Annotated in this window: 17 protein-coding genes and 1 riboswitch; of the genes, 8 read left to right on the plus strand and 9 right to left on the minus strand. The window is 31.4% G+C overall.

Translation table 11 applies throughout. The annotated features are described in order from the left end of the window. The first annotated feature begins 87 nt into the window (after positions 1-87). Positions 88-282: riboswitch (cobalamin riboswitch) on the plus strand. A gap of 184 nt (positions 283-466) precedes the next feature. Further along, a complete protein-coding gene (metE, locus tag L2Z92_RS04675) occupies positions 467-2,791 on the plus strand; it encodes a 5-methyltetrahydropteroyltriglutamate--homocysteine S-methyltransferase (RefSeq protein WP_236457683.1) in 2,325 nt (774 codons plus the stop codon). A gap of 65 nt (positions 2,792-2,856) precedes the next feature. Here metE and L2Z92_RS04680 read toward each other — a convergent pair whose 3' ends face one another. The 4 genes from L2Z92_RS04680 to L2Z92_RS04695 all read right to left on the minus strand — a co-directional run bounded on the left by L2Z92_RS04680 (position 2,857) and on the right by L2Z92_RS04695 (position 7,578). Further along, the gene (locus tag L2Z92_RS04680) at positions 2,857-3,081 is read right to left on the minus strand and encodes a hypothetical protein (RefSeq protein ID WP_236457684.1); all 225 of its coding nucleotides are present in this window, start codon (positions 3,079-3,081) and stop codon (positions 2,857-2,859) included. Between the two features lie 106 nt (positions 3,082-3,187). Further along, positions 3,188-5,575 carry a ribonucleoside-diphosphate reductase subunit alpha gene (locus tag L2Z92_RS04685; RefSeq protein ID WP_236457685.1) on the minus strand — a complete coding sequence of 796 codons (2,388 nt, stop codon included), beginning with the start codon at positions 5,573-5,575 and terminating at the stop codon, positions 3,188-3,190. 189 nt (positions 5,576-5,764) lie between these two features. Next, positions 5,765-6,742, minus strand: a complete 978-nt coding sequence (locus tag L2Z92_RS04690) for a ribonucleotide-diphosphate reductase subunit beta (RefSeq protein WP_236457686.1) — start codon at positions 6,740-6,742, stop codon at positions 5,765-5,767. Between the two features lie 269 nt (positions 6,743-7,011). Then, entirely contained in the window at positions 7,012-7,578 is a 567-nt protein-coding gene (locus L2Z92_RS04695) for a DUF3109 family protein (protein WP_236457687.1), read from the minus strand. 139 nt (positions 7,579-7,717) lie between these two features. Between L2Z92_RS04695 and L2Z92_RS04700 the strand changes: the two genes are divergently transcribed. From L2Z92_RS04700 to L2Z92_RS04710, 3 genes are read left to right on the plus strand one after another with little or no spacing between them, the layout of a single operon-like run. Continuing rightward, the gene (locus tag L2Z92_RS04700) at positions 7,718-8,293 is read left to right on the plus strand and encodes a MarC family protein (protein WP_236457688.1); all 576 of its coding nucleotides are present in this window, start codon (positions 7,718-7,720) and stop codon (positions 8,291-8,293) included. Positions 8,294-8,309: 16 nt separating this feature from the next. Continuing rightward, a complete protein-coding gene (locus L2Z92_RS04705) occupies positions 8,310-8,510 on the plus strand; it encodes a hypothetical protein (RefSeq protein ID WP_236457689.1) in 201 nt (66 codons plus the stop codon). Between the two features lie 30 nt (positions 8,511-8,540). Then, complete coding sequence (locus tag L2Z92_RS04710) at positions 8,541-9,149, plus strand: FAD-dependent oxidoreductase (protein WP_236457690.1); 609 nt, start codon at positions 8,541-8,543, stop codon at positions 9,147-9,149. Between the two features lies 1 nt (position 9,150). On the opposite strand, the gene L2Z92_RS04715 is transcribed toward L2Z92_RS04710, so the two are convergent. The 4 genes from L2Z92_RS04715 to L2Z92_RS04730 are packed head-to-tail and all read right to left on the minus strand — an operon-like array spanning position 9,151 to position 12,906. After that, positions 9,151-10,260: a YARHG domain-containing protein gene (locus tag L2Z92_RS04715; RefSeq protein ID WP_236457691.1), complete on the minus strand. Its 1,110-nt coding sequence runs from the start codon at positions 10,258-10,260 to the stop codon at positions 9,151-9,153. Between the two features lie 37 nt (positions 10,261-10,297). Further along, positions 10,298-11,881, minus strand: a complete 1,584-nt coding sequence (locus L2Z92_RS04720) for a S41 family peptidase (protein WP_236457692.1) — start codon at positions 11,879-11,881, stop codon at positions 10,298-10,300. Between the two features lie 6 nt (positions 11,882-11,887). Continuing rightward, on the minus strand, positions 11,888-12,313 hold the full coding sequence (locus tag L2Z92_RS04725; protein ID WP_236457693.1) for a deoxycytidylate deaminase: 426 nt from the start codon (positions 12,311-12,313) through the stop codon (positions 11,888-11,890). Then, positions 12,313-12,906: a HupE/UreJ family protein gene (locus tag L2Z92_RS04730; protein WP_236457694.1), complete on the minus strand. Its 594-nt coding sequence runs from the start codon at positions 12,904-12,906 to the stop codon at positions 12,313-12,315. Before L2Z92_RS04730 ends, L2Z92_RS04725 begins: the two co-directional genes overlap by 1 nt. Positions 12,907-13,083: 177 nt before the next feature. Here L2Z92_RS04730 and L2Z92_RS04735 point away from each other — a divergent pair, with 177 nt between their 5' ends. Continuing rightward, positions 13,084-13,515: a tellurite resistance TerB family protein gene (locus L2Z92_RS04735; protein WP_236457695.1), complete on the plus strand. Its 432-nt coding sequence runs from the start codon at positions 13,084-13,086 to the stop codon at positions 13,513-13,515. A 43-nt stretch (positions 13,516-13,558) separates the two neighbouring features. On the opposite strand, the gene fbp is transcribed toward L2Z92_RS04735, so the two are convergent. After that, complete coding sequence (gene fbp, locus L2Z92_RS04740; RefSeq protein WP_236457696.1) at positions 13,559-14,563, minus strand: class 1 fructose-bisphosphatase; 1,005 nt, start codon at positions 14,561-14,563, stop codon at positions 13,559-13,561. Between the two features lie 125 nt (positions 14,564-14,688). On the opposite strand from fbp, the gene L2Z92_RS04745 reads away from it, so the two are divergent. The 3 genes from L2Z92_RS04745 to L2Z92_RS04755 all read left to right on the plus strand — a co-directional run bounded on the left by L2Z92_RS04745 (position 14,689) and on the right by L2Z92_RS04755 (position 20,031). Further along, positions 14,689-15,168 carry a GNAT family N-acetyltransferase gene (locus L2Z92_RS04745; RefSeq protein ID WP_236457697.1) on the plus strand — a complete coding sequence of 160 codons (480 nt, stop codon included), beginning with the start codon at positions 14,689-14,691 and terminating at the stop codon, positions 15,166-15,168. 25 nt (positions 15,169-15,193) lie between these two features. Beyond that, entirely contained in the window at positions 15,194-16,447 is a 1,254-nt protein-coding gene (locus tag L2Z92_RS04750; protein WP_236457698.1) for an aspartate kinase, read from the plus strand. Positions 16,448-16,632: 185 nt separating this feature from the next. Beyond that, positions 16,633-20,031, plus strand: a complete 3,399-nt coding sequence (locus L2Z92_RS04755; protein WP_379677529.1) for a hypothetical protein — start codon at positions 16,633-16,635, stop codon at positions 20,029-20,031. The last annotated feature ends 36 nt before the right edge of the window (positions 20,032-20,067 follow it).

A 20,067-nucleotide genomic window follows, 5' to 3' on the forward strand; every position in this document is an offset into this window, starting at 1 on the left:
TTACAGAATTAACAAATTATCGAAATTTATAAATTTATTCTACTGCTATTTGTAATACTTTTGTAGCTATTTAAGTTCTTAATTTATTTCACTTCAACCAATAAAGGTTTTACTTAACTGTAGATTAATAGGGAATCGTGTGCAAATCACGAACTGTCGCGCAACTGTAAGTAACAAACGCAAATTTTTATCTGAAATAGGCTCCACTGTTTGTTTTTCACAAATGGGAAGGACGGTAAAAATGTTACAAGTCAGGAGACCTGCCTTTTATTGAATTGACAATGCTTTCGCGATTTGAAGCAATAGTCAGGATTGATATCTATAATACACGACAAATATTTAAAACATACTTTGTTGTGCATTTCTCTATTATACATATTAAAAACCAACTATTCTTATTTCAAAAAAACATTAGAAATGCATCAAGAGCTTTTAGAACTGATTTATTCAATTTAAAAGCAAAAAAATGCGTACAAACAATCTAGGCTACCCGCGAATTGGTAGCAACAGAGAATTAAAAAAAGCCTGCGAACTATATTGGTCAGGCAAAATTACAAGTGATGAACTTGTAGCAACAGGAGAAAAAATCAGAAAAGACAATTGGCTATTACAGGCTAATGCCGGAATTGATTTAATTCCTTCCAATGACTTTTCTTTTTACGATCAAGTATTAGATCTAAGTTTAACTTTGGGGGCAATTCCCGAACAGTACAAAGAATTTTCAGAAAAAAATTCTGAATTAGATCTTTATTTTGCAATGGCAAGAGGTGCTCAAAAAGACAACCTTGATGTAAAAGCAATGGAAATGACGAAATGGTTCGACACTAACTACCATTATATTGTTCCTGAATTTACAAGAAATCAAAAATTCAGTTTGTTCTCTGAAAAAATAATAAACGAATTCAAAGAAGCAAAAAAACTAGGAATAAAAACAAAACCAGTCTTAATAGGTCCTGTTTCCTATTTATTACTTGGAAAAGAAAAACAAACAGGTTTTCACCGAATAGAACTAATCAACAATTTACTTCCTGTTTACTTTGAAATCCTAAAGAAATTAGAAGCCGAAGACGTAGAATACATTCAATTTGACGAACCTTTTCTTGCACTCAATTTAAGTGATATTGAACGAGCAGCAATAACGAGAACCTACAATGAAATCAACAATCACTTCCCTACAATTAAAATCATAGTAGCCAATTATTTTGATTGTTTTGGAGAGAATTTAAGAACCGCATTGTCATTACCTGTACATACTTTACATTTAGACCTTGTTCGCTGTTCTTTGCAACTTGATGATATCTTAGCCTCTAAATACCTTTCTGACAAAACTCATTTCTCATTAGGAATTGTTGACGGAAGAAATATATGGAAAAATGATTTTAAAGAATCTTTATCTTTAATCAAAAAAGCAATTAATGCCTTCGGAAAAGACAGAATTTTAATTGCACCATCTTGTTCGTTGCTTCATTCTCCTTGTGATTTGGAACTTGAAACCAACGAAACAACTCTTACACCAGAAATTAAGCAATGGCTCGCTTTTTCAAAACAAAAAATAGAAGAAGTTGTATTACTTAAAAAATTTGCTTGTAGCGAATTAGATGCCAAGAATCATCCTGAATATATTGAAAATACAATTGCAAATGCGAAAAGGAAAACTGCCACAATTATACATAACGAAACTGTAAAAAATCGCGTATCAAAAATCGCTGAAAAAGATTCTCAGCGAGACAATTCATTCATTATTCGAAGAAAAAAACAAATTGAAGCATTGCAACTTCCATTATTCCCAACAACAACCATTGGATCTTTCCCTCAAACAACCGAAGTAAGAAGTTGGAGAGCAAAATTCAAAAAAGGCGAACTTACTCAACAACATTATGACGAATTAATTCAAAAAGAAACCGAGGAAACAATACGTTTTCAAGAAGAAACAGGTATTGACGTTTTAGTTCACGGGGAATTTGAACGTAATGATATGGTTGAATATTTCGGCGAACAACTTGATGGTTTTACATTTACAAAAAATGGTTGGGTACAAAGTTATGGTAGTCGATGTGTTAAACCTCCAATAATTTACGGAGATGTTTCTCGTCCAAAACCAATGACGGTCAAATGGTCTGAATTCGCACAGTCTTTAACAAGCAAATGGGTTAAAGGTATGCTTACTGGCCCTGTTACAATTCTTCAATGGTCATTTGTTAGAAACGATCAACCAAGGGCTACAACTTGTACACAAATTGCATTAGCTATTCGAGATGAAGTAGTAGACTTAGAGAATGCAGGTATAAAAATCATACAAATAGACGAACCCGCTATAAGAGAAGGCCTGCCCTTACGCAAGGAAGAATGGAACAATTATCTGGATTGGGCGATAAAAGCCTTTAGAATAGCCGCAAGCGGTGTTAAAGACGATACTCAAATTCACACACATATGTGTTATAGCGAATTTAACGACATTATTCAAAACATTGCCGATATGGATGCTGATATTATTACTATCGAATGTTCCCGTTCGCAAATGGAACTCCTTGATGCTTTTGCTGATTTCAAATACCCGAATGAAATTGGACCAGGTGTTTATGATATTCACTCTCCTCGTGTTCCTTCAAGCAAAGAGATGTTGCATTTACTTGAGAAAGCGACTGCTGTTATCCCTGCCGATCAATTATGGGTGAATCCTGATTGTGGTTTAAAAACGCGTCATTGGGATGAAACAAAAAAGGCATTAATTGAAATGGTTGATGCTGCAAAAAAAATGAGAGTACTCGCCCAAAAAGAAGTGCTTGTATAGATTTATTAAAAAAAACAGCCAAACAAATTTGTTTGGCTGTTTATATTTAATAATTATTATTTTAATTATGGTTTATCGTTCGCTAAAAAGAAATCTCTAGTCTTCTTAGGGTATTGCTTATAATTAATATCACTTGGATTCTCTATAATAGATTTAATTGTGATTTCATCACCTAGTTTAAACTTAGACATAACATGTTTATAATCTAACAAATAAGCACCACAGAAAAAATTCCCTTTTTCATCTTGCTCAATAATTCCAGTAAATACTCCTTTTTTCTCTCTAGACATGGTATTATATATTTTTTTCAAAGGTACGAAATCTACTCATCTAATGAAACAAAAAAAAACAGCCATCGATTGATGACTGTTTTATAAATATTAAAATTTTATTTACTTACGAACCACACATTTCACAATCATCCGGTTCTGCATTTTTCGAACGTTCAATCATTGCTTTAAATTCGGCTTCGGTCATTTCTGCCTCAACTTCAACCGCAACAGGTTCTTTTTTCTTATCGTTATTCAATGTAAACTTAATTGCATCTACAGCAGATTTTGTTCTTAAATAATACATTCCTGTTTTCAATCCGCTTTTCCAAGCATAGAAATGCATTGACGTTAGTTTCGCCATTGTTGCTCCTTCCATAAACAAGTTTAATGACTGAGATTGATCGATAAAATATCCTCTCTGACGAGACATATCTATAATATCTTTCATACTCATTTCCCAAACTGTTTTATACAAGTCTTTAATTTCTTGCGGAATATTATCTATATTTTGAATAGAACCATTATTACGCATTACTTCTTGCTTAAGATTTTCATCCCAAAGCCCTAATTCAACCAAATCATGAAGTAAATGTTTGTTTACAACAATAAACTCACCAGACAATACTCTTCTTGTATAGATATTTGAAGTATACGGCTCAAACGCTTCGTTATTCCCTAATATTTGAGAAGTAGATGCAGTAGGCATTGGTGCCAACAACAATGAGTTACGAACTCCATTTGCCATTACTTCTTTACGAAGCGAAGCCCAATCCCATCTTCCAGATAATTCTTCATCTTTTACGCCCCACATATTATACTGGAATTCTCCTTGTGATATTGGAGAACCTTCAAACGTTGAGTATGGCCCTTCTTCTTTTGCCAATTCCATAGAAGCCGTTACAGCTGCAAAATAGATTGTCTCAAAAATTTCTTGATTTAACTTTTTAGCAGCATCACTTGTAAAAGGCATTCTTAACATAATGAACGCATCAGCTAAACCTTGAACACCTAAACCAACTGGTCTATGACGTAAATTTGAATTTTCTGCTTCTTTAACTGGATAATAATTTCTATCAATTACTCTATTTAAATTACGTGTAATTCTTTTCGTTACATCGTACAAAAATTGATGATTGAATGCCCCATCTTCAATAAACATTGGCAATGATATTGAGGCTAAATTACAAACTGCAATTTCATCTTTCGATGTATATTCCATAATTTCAGTACATAAATTCGAAGAACGAATAGTACCTAAATTCTTTTGATTCGATTTTCTGTTCGCAGCATCTTTGTACAACATATACGGTGTACCAGTTTCAATTTGCGATTCTAATATTTTTTCCCAAAGCTCACGCGCTTTGATTGTTTTTCTTCCTTTTCCAGCGTTTTCATACCCAATATACATTGCTTCAAACTCGTCTCCATAAACATCATATAATCCAGGACATTCATTAGGACACATTAATGTCCAAGTTGCATTTTCTTCAACACGCTTCATGAATAAATCACACATCCACATTGCAAAGAACAAATCTCTTGCACGCATTTCTTCTTTTCCGTGATTTTTCTTTAAATCTAAGAAATCGAAAATATCTGCATGCCACGGCTCAATATATATTGCAAAACTTCCTTTTCTTTTCCCTCCACCTTGATCAACATAACGTGCTGTATCATTAAAGACACGTAACATTGGAACAATTCCGTTAGAAGTACCATTAGTTCCACGAATATAAGAACCCGTTGCTCTAACATTATGAATAGACAACCCAATTCCTCCCGCAGATTGCGAAATCATTGCCGTTTGCTTTAAAGTATCATAAATTCCATCTATACTATCATCTTGAACCGCTAAAAGGAAACATGATGACATTTGTGGTTTTGGCGTTCCTGCATTAAATAATGTTGGTGTTGCATGCGTAAAAAACTTCTTAGACATTAATTCATAAGTCTCAATCGCTGCATCGATATCATTTAAATGTATTCCTACAGAAACACGCATTAACATATGTTGTGGACGTTCTACTATTTTTCCGTTTATTTTTAATAAATACGAACGTTCTAAGGTTTTAAATCCAAAATAATCATAATTAAAATCACGATTATAAATTATGGTTGAATCTAATTTCTCTGCATTTTCCATTATCACATTAAACACTTCGTCAGAAAGCAATGGTGCCTCTTGACCCGTTCTTTGATTAACATAATGATACATTTCTGTCATTGTTTCAGAGAACGATTTTGTTGTGTTTTTGTGCAAATTAGAAACTGCTATACGAGCGGCTAATTGTGCATAATCAGGATGCGAAATAGTCATAGACGCAGCTGTTTCTGCAGCTAAATTATCTAATTCTGAAGTTGTAACTCCATCATACAAACCTTCAATTACACGCATTGCAACTTTTACAGGATCGACTAATTCATTCAGTTCATAACATAAAAATCTAATTCTGTCCGTAATTTTATCAAACATTACTGGCTCTCTTCTTCCGTCTCTTTTTACTACATTCATTATTTTACTCCTGATTTAATTGTGGTTAATAGCCAAGATTAATTTCCCTTCCTAATCTTGATGGAAGTCAAGACATTACTTTTTTACAAGTAGCATCTAATCTACCGATTTACCATTTGGCTTGAAGAATAGCAGCTCCCCATTCCTAAAATTCGGATTTTTCTTAATTTGTTATTCTTTGCTTGTATTCTAAAAATCTGCGTCAAAGCTAATTTTCCCAGATTCGGAATCCGTATTCATAACTCCTGCTTTTTGATATTCTGCAACTCTTTTTTCAAAGAAGTTAGTTTTACCTTGTAATGATATCATATCCATAAAATCGAATGGATTTGAAGCATTATAAACTCTTTCACATTCCAACTCTACTAATAGCCTATCGGTTACAAATTCTAAATATTGCGTCATTAAAGTAGCATTCATACCAATCAAACTTACAGGAAGCGACTCAGTAACAAACTCTCTTTCTATCTTTAGTGCATCTATAATAATTTCTTTTATTCTCTCTTTTGGCACTTTATTTATTAAATGGTGATTATGAATATGTACTGCAAAATCACAATGTACACCCTCATCACGAGAAATTAATTCATTAGAAAATGTTAACCCTGGCATTAACCCTCTTTTCTTCAACCAAAAGATAGAACAGAATGCTCCCGAAAAGAATATCCCTTCAACGGCCGCAAAAGCTATTAATCTCTCAGCAAAAGAATCTGATTCAATCCATTTTAATGCCCATTCAGCTTTTTTCTTAATTGCTGGAAAAACATCAATTGCATGAAATAATTTATCTTTTTCTACCTCATCTTTAACATAAGTGTCAATTAGAAGAGAATAGGTTTCACTATGAATGTTTTCCATCATAATTTGAAAACCATAGAAAAACTTTGCTTCTGCATACTGCACTTCATTAACGAAATTCTCTGCTAAGTTTTCATTCACAATACCATCTGAAGCTGCAAAAAAAGCTAAAATATGTTTGATGAAATATTTTTCATCCTCGCTTAATTTTGTATTCCAATCTGTGACATCTTGATGTAAATCTATTTCTTCAGCAGTCCAAAAACTTGCCTCCATTTTTTTATACCATTCCCATATATCATGATGTTTAATTGGAAAAATAACAAAACGGTCTTTGTTTTCTTGTAAAATTGGTTCGACTACCGACATAGTTCTTTGATTTAAACGTATTTAATTATTGATTTATTGTATTGATAAGGAGACTACAAAGTTTGCAATTTGTAATGATAAATAAAAGCCAAACTTATTCACAATTAGTGCAAGTTTTTAACAACGAGTAATGTTTTTCTTACTCAAAAAAAAAGTTGCTAACTAATTGATTGTCAGTGATTTATTTATTTGTCAAAATAATACAAATAAGCTGTTAACAGCAGTAAACACTTTTGCTAAGAGGTGTTTTTTAGTAAAAAAAATGAAGCTTATTTTTTCATTTCTTGAGCCACTTTTTCTAACTCATCATACCATTGTTGTCCAAATTTCCGAACTAAAGCTTCTTTTACAAATTTATAAATAGGAACTTCTAATTCTTTACCTAAAGAACAAGCATCTGAACAAATATGCCATTTATGATAATTTACAGCTGCAAAATCTGAATATTCTTTAACACGAACAGGATACAAATGACAAGACACGGGTTTTTTCCAATCGATTAGACCTTGATTATAGGCTTGTTCTATACCGCAAAGTGCCGTTTTTTTATCAAAAATAACATAAGCACAATCTCTCCCTTCAATCAATGTTGTTTCAAACTCTCCGTCTTCCGAAGTCACATAAGTTCCTTGCTCCTCAATTGCTTTTATTCCTTCTAGGCGTAAAAAGGGTTTAATTATTGGATAAATATCGTCTAATATTTTGGTTTCATTTTTATCTAACGGAGCGCCCGCATCTCCATCTACACAGCAAGCTCCTTTACATGCTGATAGATTACACACAAACTCTTTCTCTAGGAGTTCTTCCGATACGATAGTTTTATTTAACTGAAACATAAAAAATAATATTAAACCGCAAAGGTACACTTTTTGAATTTAGATTCTATAGTAGAAAAACAAGAATAATCCATTAACATCAATTGCTAAAGATTTTTTCTCATTCATATTCTATATCTTTGCAAAAATATTATTTGTCATGGAAATAAACTGGAGAGACATATTTACAATAAGCATGATTTTATTCGCTGTAATTGATATTATTGGAAGCATTCCTATTATTGTTGACCTAAGAAGTAAAATTGGACACATTCAGTCTGAAAAAGCAACTTTTGTCGCTGCAATTATCATGATTGCGTTTCTATTTGTTGGTGAAGAGATCTTAAAACTTATAGGTATCGATGTAAACTCGTTTGCTGTTGCTGGTTCTTTTGTTTTATTTTTCCTTGCCTTAGAAATGATTCTCGGAATTCGTCTCTACAAGGAAGACAATCCGACAACAGCATCTATTGTCCCTATCGCATTCCCTTTAATAGCTGGTGCAGGAACTATGACTACACTTTTATCTTTAAGATCTCAATATGACAAAATAAACATCATTATTGCTATCCTTATTAATGTTATCGTTGTATATGGTGTTTTAAAATTATCTGGAAAAATTGAAAAAATCCTTGGTCAAAACGGGCTTGGAATTATTAGAAAAATATTTGGTGTAATTCTTTTAGCAATAGCAGTAAAATTATTCGCCTCTAATATAAAAGATCTATTCATCTAACATAAAATCATACAAAATGAAAATATTCAGCATCATTGTAATAGCAATCGCAACTTTACTTATCGTATTTAATTTTACAAAATTAGATTTCAACAACCTACTTGAAGGTGATAGCACAGTAGCCTTAATCGGTATTATATCTGGTTTTTGCGCCATCCTTTTAATGTCGATTTATTTAGTTTCTAAAAAAATTGAAAACAAAAGTAAAAACAACTAATCGCATTATTTCTTCTAAAATTGAAAACAAATGTTTGATGTATTAATAATTGGCGGAGGTGTTTCTGGTGTTTCATGTGCGCTTTTACTAGGTTCTGCAAAAGAAAAAACCTTTGCTACTGATAAAAAAATCGGACTAATAGCTCATCAAAAAGCTTCTTCGCTTCAGAATGCAATTTTCAATAATGTTTATGGTATTCCTTTTGGAAAATTAGGTTCAGAATTACTTACAGAAAGCTTAGAACATTTAGCAACAGCCTATCCACATGTTAAACAACTTCAAGAAGAGAAAGTTTTAAAAATAACTGGCAAAACTGGCAATTTCAGTATTACAACAAACAAAGGTTCTTATAATGCAAAAACTGTAGTAATCGGAATTGGTTCTGGTAACCCTTTCACAATAGAAGGTTTAGAAGACTATGTAGTTCCTCATAGAAAAGCAGCTCCTGAAAAGAAAAGACTACAATTAGAAAACAACGACCATTTGGTTACTGAAGGTATTTATGTTTGCGGAACTTTAGCAGGTCATAGAAGTCAACTTGCAATTGCCTCTGGAAGTGGTGCAAGCGTAGCTGGTGACATTTTAACTTTATGGAACAACGGAAATCACGCACAGGTTCATGATGCAATTGGGAAGTAAATTATTTTTCAATCAATGTTGGAAAATTATTTAAATCGATATCTTTTATTTTATCGTTACAATTTTTAATGATTTTCCCCAAAAGATAATTGCTGGTTTTTTCCTCTTTCCCAAGTCTAATATACATGTAGCAATCCTCTTTTTCATCTACATATTCATCACATAAGTAAGAAATCCCAGAAACTGAACTTTCATCAGATTCAGAACCAAGATAAGGTCCATCAGCCATAGAAGCAAGCCCCTTCTTGCTATAATTCTTTTTCCCAAATTCAACCATTTCTAAAGAATACTCTATTGTTTTATTACCTATTCTTTTAATACTTAGTGCTATTACTAAATCACCCTGCTTAGCTGTTAAAACAATTTTTTTATTCTTTTCTGGAAATTCGGGAACATAAATATCCTCATTTCTATATTCTTCAATCTCCTTAATTATTGAAATGTTATGTAATTCTATATCTGTCAAGAAAGCGGTTATATCTCTATATTTTGGATAATACCAATTTTGTTTTTTAAAACAGATATCAAACGTTCCTTTTTCTTTAAATTTATATCCATATCGCGCAAAAATTTCATTTCGCATTAAAGCCAAATCATCGCTATTATAAGAATAGACATCTCCTTTTGTCAAAAACTGAATAGAAGCAACAGGAAATTGACCTGCATAATAATTTAAAATATTGAAATCATTTCTTTTTACACCAATTTCGTAACGCTTTTCACCAATCCATGTATTCCAAGGGTTATTAATTTTCAACCCGAAATAGCTATTTGAATCTTCTTTATATAAAACAAATTCACCAGAATATTCATTGGAAAAGAACTTCCCATCAATGATTTTTATATTGGTTAGGTTTTTATATTCCCATTTCAAGTCCAATTCAGATAATTGTGTTATTCCAGATTCTAAAGCATAACCTCCTTCAGTCCAATATCCAGTTTCTCTTATTTGAATCGAAATTTTATTGTTATTTACTAAAAGAATAAGATTCGATCCATCACCTTCTCCAAAGTGATATATTCCTTCATATTTTTTAAAATCTGATTCTTTCCAAGGTGAAATCAATTCGGGGTTTATTTTAGTTGCCCCTATATTTTGACATACTGCCAAATTATAAAAATTAAGAAAAAAGAAAAAAAGTATATATTTATTCATTACTAACTTTCATTTCCAAAACCTTCTTAATCATTGCGTCTTCTGAAAGAATAATTTCATAGTAGCTTATCTCGTCATAAATTTGTCTTACAAATTCAGCATATAAGTATTTTTTAATTTTCTCTTTCTGATTAAAATTCAACAACACACCACTTTCCGTAGTATACTTTTTAAAAGCATTCAAATAGATATCAGAACCAAGAATTTCTTCTTTTAATTTTTTAACAGAATAATCTCCCAACAATGCTCTTTTATTATCTAAATGTTCAAAAACAAAATAACTAACAAATCCTGATTGCATAAATCTAAAAGTTGCTTCTTCTCCATGTTTTGCTTGAAAAGGAACAAAAACATCTGGCGTAATTCCTCCACCACCATAAACAACTCTTCCTTTTTTAGTTCTAAATTTCAAACTATCGGCAACTTTTATACTATCAGCTTCATAGAGCTCTCCGCTTTCAAAACGCTTTTCAAATTCATTAAAATAATCACTGCCTTTATCTGAATATGGCTTTTGAATTGAACGTCCAGAAGGCGTATAATAGCGAGCAACTGTTAATCGAACCGCAGATCCATCTCCAAGAGGCATTTCTCTCTGCACTAATCCTTTACCAAAGGAACGACGACCAACAACTACACCTCTATCGTTATCCTGAATCGCTCCAGCTAGAATCTCACTGGCAGAAGCACTATTCTCATTAATTAACACATAGACTTTACCATCTTCAAAATCACCTTTTTCAGTCGCAAAAGTTTTATCTTCTCTTCCTTTTTTGTTCTTCGTCTTAACAATAAGTTCTTTGTCTTTCAAAATATCATCTGCAATAGCAACAGCTACTTCAAGGTAACCTCCTCCGTTGTCTCTCAAATCTATAACCAACTCTTTAATACCTTGACTTTTTAAAGAAAGTAATGCTTTATGAAATTCATCATAGGTTGTTTCTGCAAATCGATTGATTTTTATATAGCCAACTTTATCGCTTATTTTCAAAGAAACATCAACGCTTTTAATAGGAACAACATCTCTTTTTACATTTATCTTCAATTTTTGATTTGTCGTTTTTCTATAAACAGTAATTGAAACAGTAGAACCTTTTTCTCCTTTAAGTTTTGAGAACAAAGTATCGTTGTCTATTTTTTTATTATACAATTGAAAACTGTTCGCAAACAACAACCTATCTCCTGCTTTTATTCCTGCTTTTTCAGAAGGCCCTCCATTAATTGTCTTAATTATTGCAACAGTATCCTTATACATATAGAAATTAACTCCTATACCCACAAAATCTCCCTTCATGTTTTCGGAAACCGATTGCAATTCGCTTTTACTGATGTATACAGAATGTGGGTCTAAATTCTCTAGAATTCCATTTACTGTCAAATCAACTATCGAATCAGAATTTATATCATCTACATATTCCCTTTCGATAAAATCAATTAATTTATTGAGTTTATTACGTTTCGTATTTTTTGCAGAAAATGCCGCATCTCCAAATGAATTCAATCTACTTCCCAACAACAAACCTACTGCAACAGCAATTGCAATAATAATTGGAAAATATATTTTATTCATTTTCATAATTTACTAATTTAAGTCTTGTAACAACTCTACTTCTACACCTGCTTTTCTTAAGAAATCTACTCCCGATGTATCTTTATATTCCTCATGATAAACTACTCTCTTTATTCCAGCTTGATGAATTAACTTACTACAATCCTTACATGGAGAAAGCGTAATATACAAGGTAGCATTTTCACAAGATTGTGTAGATCGAGCAACTTTTAGAATTGCGTTTGCCTCAGCATGAAGCACATACCACTTCGTAATATTCTGATCATCTTCACAGCAATTTTCCATTCCAGAAGGTGTTCCATTATAACCGTCAGAAATAATCATTCTATCCTTAACAATAATCGCACCAACTTGTTTTCGCTTACAATATGACAGCTGCCCCCATTCTTTTGCAATGCGCAAATAGGCTTTGTCATATTTTATTTTTTTCTCTCCCATTACCTATTCCAAATTTCACTATTAATAATCATCGGCACAACCACACCAATTATAAATGCAGACATTACTAAAGCCCAATCTCTTTTAGAAAATCTAAAAAAAGTTTGCACTACATAAGACAGGATTAAAACCACAAAAACCACAATCATTTGAGCCGCTTCTATTCCTAATGCGAACTCTAATAAAGGTAACATTTTATCGGAAGCACTTCCTGGTAATATTGTACCAAAATAATTAGAAAAACCTAATCCATGTATTATACCAAAAAACAAAGTTATAATTGTTACTAAAGAAACAGCTTCATTTTTAGTGGTTTTTCCAGCTGTAAATAAGTGAAAAATAGCCGTTATTAAAATTGTTATTGGGATCAAAAACTCTATTAGCTTTGGATTTATTGACACAACTCCATAAACTGCTAAAATTAATGCTAATGTATGTCCAATAGTAAAAAGCGACACCAATAAGAATATTCTTTTCCAATCCTTAAAGGCATACGGAACCATTAATGCAATTAAAAATAACACATGATCATAGGCATTAATATCTAAAACATGATTAATACCGATTTTAAAATACAACCAAAATTGCGACATATTTATAATTATTTTTTGGGGAACCCAAACTTACAATTTATTTTATAAAAACGGAATCGGTTTTTACACATCTTAACATTAATTTCTATAAATAAACCCTCCGTCCATTAAAAATTAATTTTTGTTTGTGTGAAAAAATAAATAATGCTTAATTTTGCCCAACTTAAAACAAATATTATGTCATTTTCAGATTTATTTGATAACGAATTTAAAAACAGAAATAAAGGTCAATTTTCTGCAATTGTTAGAGTTGCCTTATCAGATGGTGAGTTAACAGTTGAAGAAAAAGAATTTTTAGACAAACTTGCTATTAAATTAGAGATTTCTGCTGCGGAATATGAAGAAATTCTAGAGAATCCTACAAAATATCCAATCAACCCACCTGTACTTCACACACAAAGACTAGAGCGTCTTTACGATTTAGGAAGAATGGTATATGCTGATCACATTCTAGGACCAAAACAAAAACAAATTTTAGTTCGTTTTGCTCTAGCATTAGGCTTTACCCCTAGCAATGTAAACTATATTGTTGATAAAACATTATCGCTTTTGATTTTAAATGTTGATTTAGACACGTTCATTTACGAAATTCAACACATGAATAAATAAAAAAATCTCCGAGAAAACTCGGAGATTTTTTTTATCTTTTATTCTATACGTTTTTCATAAACTCTTCTGCTTTTTCAACCATATTTTTACTTCCACAAAAGAAAGGAACCCTTTGATGTAATTCTGTAGGCTGAGTCTCCATAGTTCTTTTAAAACCATCAGACGCTTTTCCTCCAGCTTGTTCCGCTAAAAATGCCATTGGATTACATTCATACAGCAACCTTAATTTTCCATTTGGTGCTTTTGAACTAGTTGGGTAAATATAAATACCTCCTTTTATCATGTTTCTATGAAAATCAGAAACTAAACTACCGATATATCGAGATGTGTAAGGTCGATCTCCTTCTTCTTGTTGACAATATTTTAAATAATTTTTCACGCCTTGAGGAAAGTGAATATAATTTCCTTCATTTATAGAATAAATATTACCATCAGGTGAAAACTGCATGTTGGGATGTGATAAATAAAACGTCCCAATTGCTGGATTCAAGGTAAAACCATTCACTCCATCTCCTGTTGTGTAAACCAGCATGGTTGATGTACCATAGATAACATATCCTGCAGCAACCTGATTAACTCCTGGCTGTAAAAAATCTTCTAGTTGAACTGGAGTTCCTACCGGAGTAATTCTTCTGAAAACAGAAAAAATTGTTCCTACAGATACATTCACATCAATATTAGATGAACCATCTAACGGGTCCATTAACACAACATATTTATTATTATGACTATTGTCATTTCCTGCAACAGTAATATAATCATCATTCTCTTCCGAAGCAATTCCACAAACAATTTCTCTATTAATTAGCGTTTGAATAAACGTTTCGTTTGCGAAAACATCAAGCTTTTGTTGATCTTCTCCTTGAATATTTTGCTCTCCTGCTGCTCCAACAATATCTACTAAACCTGCTTTATTTACTTTATAGTTAACTACTTTCGCAGCCAATCGAATTGAATTAATAATTCTTGATAATTCACCTGTTGAATATTGAAACGAATTTTGATGTTCGATAATAAATTCACCTAAGGTTGTATTTCTTTCTTCCATTATAAAAAATGTGTCGTTGTGTTTATAGCACAAATATCGGCTTTTTTGTGAAATGAATAAATAATTTATCATTATGTTTTACTTAATCTTACTTTTGCATTGTATATAAATCAATTTGAAAACTTATGATAATTAGAAAAGGAAGTATTGAAGACATGGCTGCTGTTCTAGAACTTATTAAAGAACTTGCAGTGTTTGAGAAAGAGCCCGAAGCTGTTATTATTTCTCTAAAAGATTTACAACGTGATGGTTTTTCTGAAAATCCTCTTTTTAAAACTTTTGTTGCCGAGGTAGACAATGAAATTATTGGTGTAGCTCTTTACTATTATCGCTATTCAACATGGAAAGGAAGAACAATTCATTTAGAAGATTTGGTCGTTAGAGAAAACAAAAGAGGCACTGGAGCAGGTTTTGCATTATATTCAGAAATCATTAAGCAAGGAAAAAAAGACAATGTTAAACGAATTGAATGGAATGTTTTAGATTGGAATACTAATGCAGTAAAATTCTATGAAAAAAGTGGTGCTAAAATATTAGACGACTGGAAAGTGGTTCAAATGGATGAAAATGGAATCAATAAATTCTTAGAAAAAAGTACTATTTAACTTTAAAATCTTAATACAATTAAGAATGAAAATCTTTAAATTTGGTGGAGCTTCTGTAAAAGATGCTAGTGGAGTTAAAAATGTAGCTTCAGTTTTAGAAAAAACGGGTCATGAAAACAAGTTAATTATTATTTCGGCAATGGGCAAAACAACAAATGCTCTTGAAGAAGTAATAAAAAACTATGTTGAAAAATCAAACGAACTAAATGCTTCTGTTCAAGATGTTCGAAAGTATCATCAACAAATTTTACTAGACCTATTTAAAGATGAAGACCATGAAGTTTTTTTTGAGGTAAATGCTCATTTTGATGATTTAGAATATTTTTTAAGGAGTAATAAATCACCTAATTACAATTTCGTTTACGATCAAATTGTAAGTTATGGTGAAATTGTTTCAACAACAATAGTTAGTCATTATTTTAATTATAAAGGATTAAAAAATACTTGGCTAGATGTTCGTAATTTTATAAAAACAGACGTTACTTATAGAGATGCAAATGTTCATTGGGATCAAACAGAGCTATTAATCACTAAAAAAATAGAAAAAAACACGCTATATGTTACTCAAGGTTTTCTAGGTTCAGACCCAAATAATTTCACAACAACCTTAGGAAGAGAAGGTTCTGATTATACTGCTGCAATTTTCGCTTATTGCTTAGGTGCAGAAAGTGTAACCATTTGGAAAGATGTTCCTGGTGTATTAAATGGTGACCCTAGGTATTTTGAAGACACTATTTTGTTAAATCAAATTTCTTATAGAGAAGCGATTGAATTAGCTTTCTACGGAGCAAGTGTTATCCATCCGAAAACTTTACAACCATTACAAAGAAAAGAAATTCCTTTATTTGTAAAATCATTTATAAATCCATTACTTCCTGGAACAAGTGTTTCAAAGGGTCTAGACTTAGAACCTCATCTACCTTGTTATATCATTAAGAAGAATCAACTTTTATTATCGCTATCTTCTTTAGATTTTTCATTTATAATGGAAGAGCATATTAGTGAAATTTTTTCGCTATTCCATCAATACAAGCTAAAAGTAAACTTAATACAAAACTCAGCAATTAGTTTTTCTGTTTGCATTGAAGATAAGTTCAACAATTTCAACAAAGTTAAAGAAGTTCTGGAAAAGAAATTTAAAATTTCATATAATGAAAATGTATCCCTTTATACAATAAGACATTTCAACGTGGATGCATCTAAAGTAGTAGAAACAAATAAAACTGTACTATTAAAACAAGTTTCGAGAGAGACGATGCAGATTATAACAAAAGAATAGAAACTATTTAACCAATTAAAACCTTGCTGTATTAGCCTTTGAAGTACAAACTTGTAACTTCATTATTATGCTAATACAACAAGGTTTTTACTTTAAAACAAAACCAATCGGTTAAAAACTGAAATAAGAACTAAAAATTCACAGCAATAAATACTACTTTTGGAAAATTCGAGTTATACTACTATATGATGCAAAAGGGTTTTCTATGGATTTTTCTACTACTATTTTCGGGTGTTTTTGCACAGGACATAGAGACACTTTATAGTTCAAAAAAAATCATTACTTCTAAAGACACCATTTTCTTAGAAAAAACAAGTATAAATGAAGCATTTTTCGAGATCATAAATAAAAGCGGAAAAATTATAGATTCTAGTTTTTATAAAATTGATTTTCAAAAAGGTTTTCTTTTATTCAATGCAAATTACACTACAAAAGACACCCTAGAAGTAAACTATTTAAAATTACCCGATTTTCTAACTAAAGAATATTCTATTTATGATGATGCTGTAATTGTGCCTAATGAAGCGGGACAATTGTATACTATAAAAAAGGAAGACAGACAAAGTTTCAAACCTTTTGACGGATTAAACACTTCTGGAAGTATCTCTAGAGGAGTTACAATTGGAAACAATCAAAACACTGTAACTAATTCTAATTTGGATTTACAAATTACAGGTAAAATTTCTGACAAGGTAAACCTTAGAGCCTCCATTCAAGACAGCAATATTCCACTTCAAGAAGGAGGATATTCTCAAAAACTAGACGAGTTCGATCAAATATTTATAGAATTATATTCCGATAAATGGGCTATTAGAGCAGGTGATTTATTTTTAGAGAACAGACAATCCTCTTTTTTAAACTTTAATAAAAAAGTACAAGGCCTTTCTAGTCAATTTACATTAGGAACACCCGAAAACAAAACCTCTATATTTGCTGCAGCAGCGCTTGTTCGTGGACAATATTCAAGAAGCTCTTTCGTTGGACAAGAAGGAAACCAAGGTCCATATAAATTAAAAGGGAATAATGGCGAACTTTTCGTTTTGGTCATTTCTGGCTCCGAAAGTGTCTATGTTAATGGAATATTATTAAAAAGAGGAGAGAATAATGATTATATTATTGACTACAACGCGGGTGAAATAATCTTTACTTCATTATTTCCAATAACCTCAGAAATGAGAATTTCTATTGAATACCAATATACAGATAGAAATTTCACAAGATTCTTAGCTTATTCAGGCATAATGCATGAAAAAGAAAATTTCAAAATTGGTGGTTATATCTATTCTGAGAATGATGTAAAAAATCAACCCCTTCAACAGAATTTATCAGAAGAACAAGTTGCTTTATTAAAAGAAGCTGGCGATGATCAATCTTTAATGAATGCGCCTTCTGCATATTTAGACTCCTATTCTGAAAACAAGATTCTATATAAAAAAACAGTTATTGGAGTCACTGAAACATTTGAATTCTCAAACAATCCCGACGACGAATTGTATAATGTTCGTTTTACTTTTGTTGGAGAAAATTTAGGAAACTATCTTTTAACAAATAGCAATACGATTGGCAAAATCTACGAATACATTGCGCCATTAGCTGGAATACCTCAAGGAAATTTCGAACCTATAGTTCCATTAATTGCTCCAACAAAAATTCAAATCGCAACTATTTTAGGCGACTACTCACCTTCTGAGAAAACAAAAATTGCTTTCGAAATAGCAGTAAGCAATAATGACAAAAATCTATATTCACCAATTGACGATGAAAACAACAAAGGTGTTGCTGCAAAAATAAACGGAAATAAAAGACTTTATACAGGGAAATATGACGTTTCTACTTTTTTAGATTTCCAATTAGTAAACAAAGACTTCAAAACCATTGAACGCTTATATAATATCGAATTTAATCGCGATTGGAATTTAAATACTCCACTAGGCAATCAAACATTATTATCAACAGGTTTCGATTTCAACTTAAAAAAGAATGGAACTGCAAAATATCAATTTGAAAAATTAGATTTTTCAAGAAACTTCTCCGGTTCAAAGCACACCATCTACTCTAGTTTAAAGTTTAAAAAAACCACTTTCAACACTAATTTTAGCGCTCTAAAAAGCACTAGTGATTATGCGAATTCAAAATTCATCCGAAATCAATCAAGAGCGAAACACCATTTTAATAAAAACTGGATTGGTGTTTCTTTTCGTATGGAAAACAATGAAGAAAAATTAAACTCAACCAACGAGTTCAGTAATTCAAGCCAACGCTTTATAGAGTATGGAACCTTCATAGGCCGAGGAGATTCTACCAAAACATATGTTGAGTTGGGCTATTTAAACAGAGCCAATGACAGTATTAAAAACGGATTCCTAAAAAAAGTAAATCAATCCGATTCGTACTATATCAAATCACAACTAATTAAAAACGAACAAAGCAACCTAAGTATTTACATTAATTATAGAAATTTAAAATACGAAGAATCAACACGAAAAGATGAGTCTTCATTAAACTCTAGAATTCTCTACAGCACCTCTTTTTTTAAAGATCTTATTCGTAGTGCAACAACCTACGAAACCACTTCTGGAACAATTGCACAACAAGAATTTACCTATTTAGAAGTTGAACCAGGACAAGGAGTCTATACTTGGAATGATTATAACGGTAATAACATTCAAGAACTCCAAGAGTTTGAAATTGCTCCGTTTCCAGATCAAGCAAAATATGTTAGAATATTTCTACCGAATCAGATTTTCATTAGAACACATCAAAATAAATTTTCTCAATCACTAAACTTTAACGGAAGTGTTTGGCAAAATGAATCTGGTATAAAGAAAACACTTTCCTATTTCTACAACCAAACTTCCTTCTTAATTGAGCGAAAAATTATTAGAGATCAAAGTAATTTCGATTTAAATCCTTTTTCAGACAACAAAAACAATATTGGTCTAAATAACAGTTTCAGAAATAGTCTTTTTTTCAATAGAGGAAAACAAAAACATTCAACGACTTATACTTTTTTAAACAATCAATCCAAGAGCTTATTAAACATTGGATCGCAAGAAAATAAAATTTACACTCACCAATTGCAATATACTCATTTAGTAGAAAAAAGTTGGTTAACACAAATTAATGGAAGCAGAAGTAAATCGAAAAACACATCCGAAAACTATAGTAGCCGTAACTACATCATAAACAGTTATGATATAACTCCAAAACTTTCTTATTTATTCTCTAAAAATGCTAGTTGGGACATCTTTTATCAACATAAAGACTTAAAAAACACAATAAATAATTTAGAAACACTAAAACAAAGTAGAATGGGAACATCCTTTTCCTTTAGCGGAGAAAAAGGATTCACTTTAAATGGAGAATATTCATTCTACAACAACAAGTTCAATGGTAACTCTTTATCTCCAGTAGCATTTCAAATGCTACAAGGTCTTCAAGCAGGGAAAAATAGCGTTTGGCGATTATTTTTACAGAAAAATATCACTCAATATTTAGACTTAAACATTAACTATCAAGGAAGAAAATCAGAAACAAGTAAAGCAATTCATAATGGAAGCATACAGTTAAGAGCTTATTTTTAACATTTTAACAAAATTAATCCACTAAACTCACTAACT

It is taken from the genome of Flavobacterium jumunjinense (assembly GCF_021650975.2).
GTDB lineage: Bacteria > Bacteroidota > Bacteroidia > Flavobacteriales > Flavobacteriaceae > Flavobacterium > Flavobacterium jumunjinense.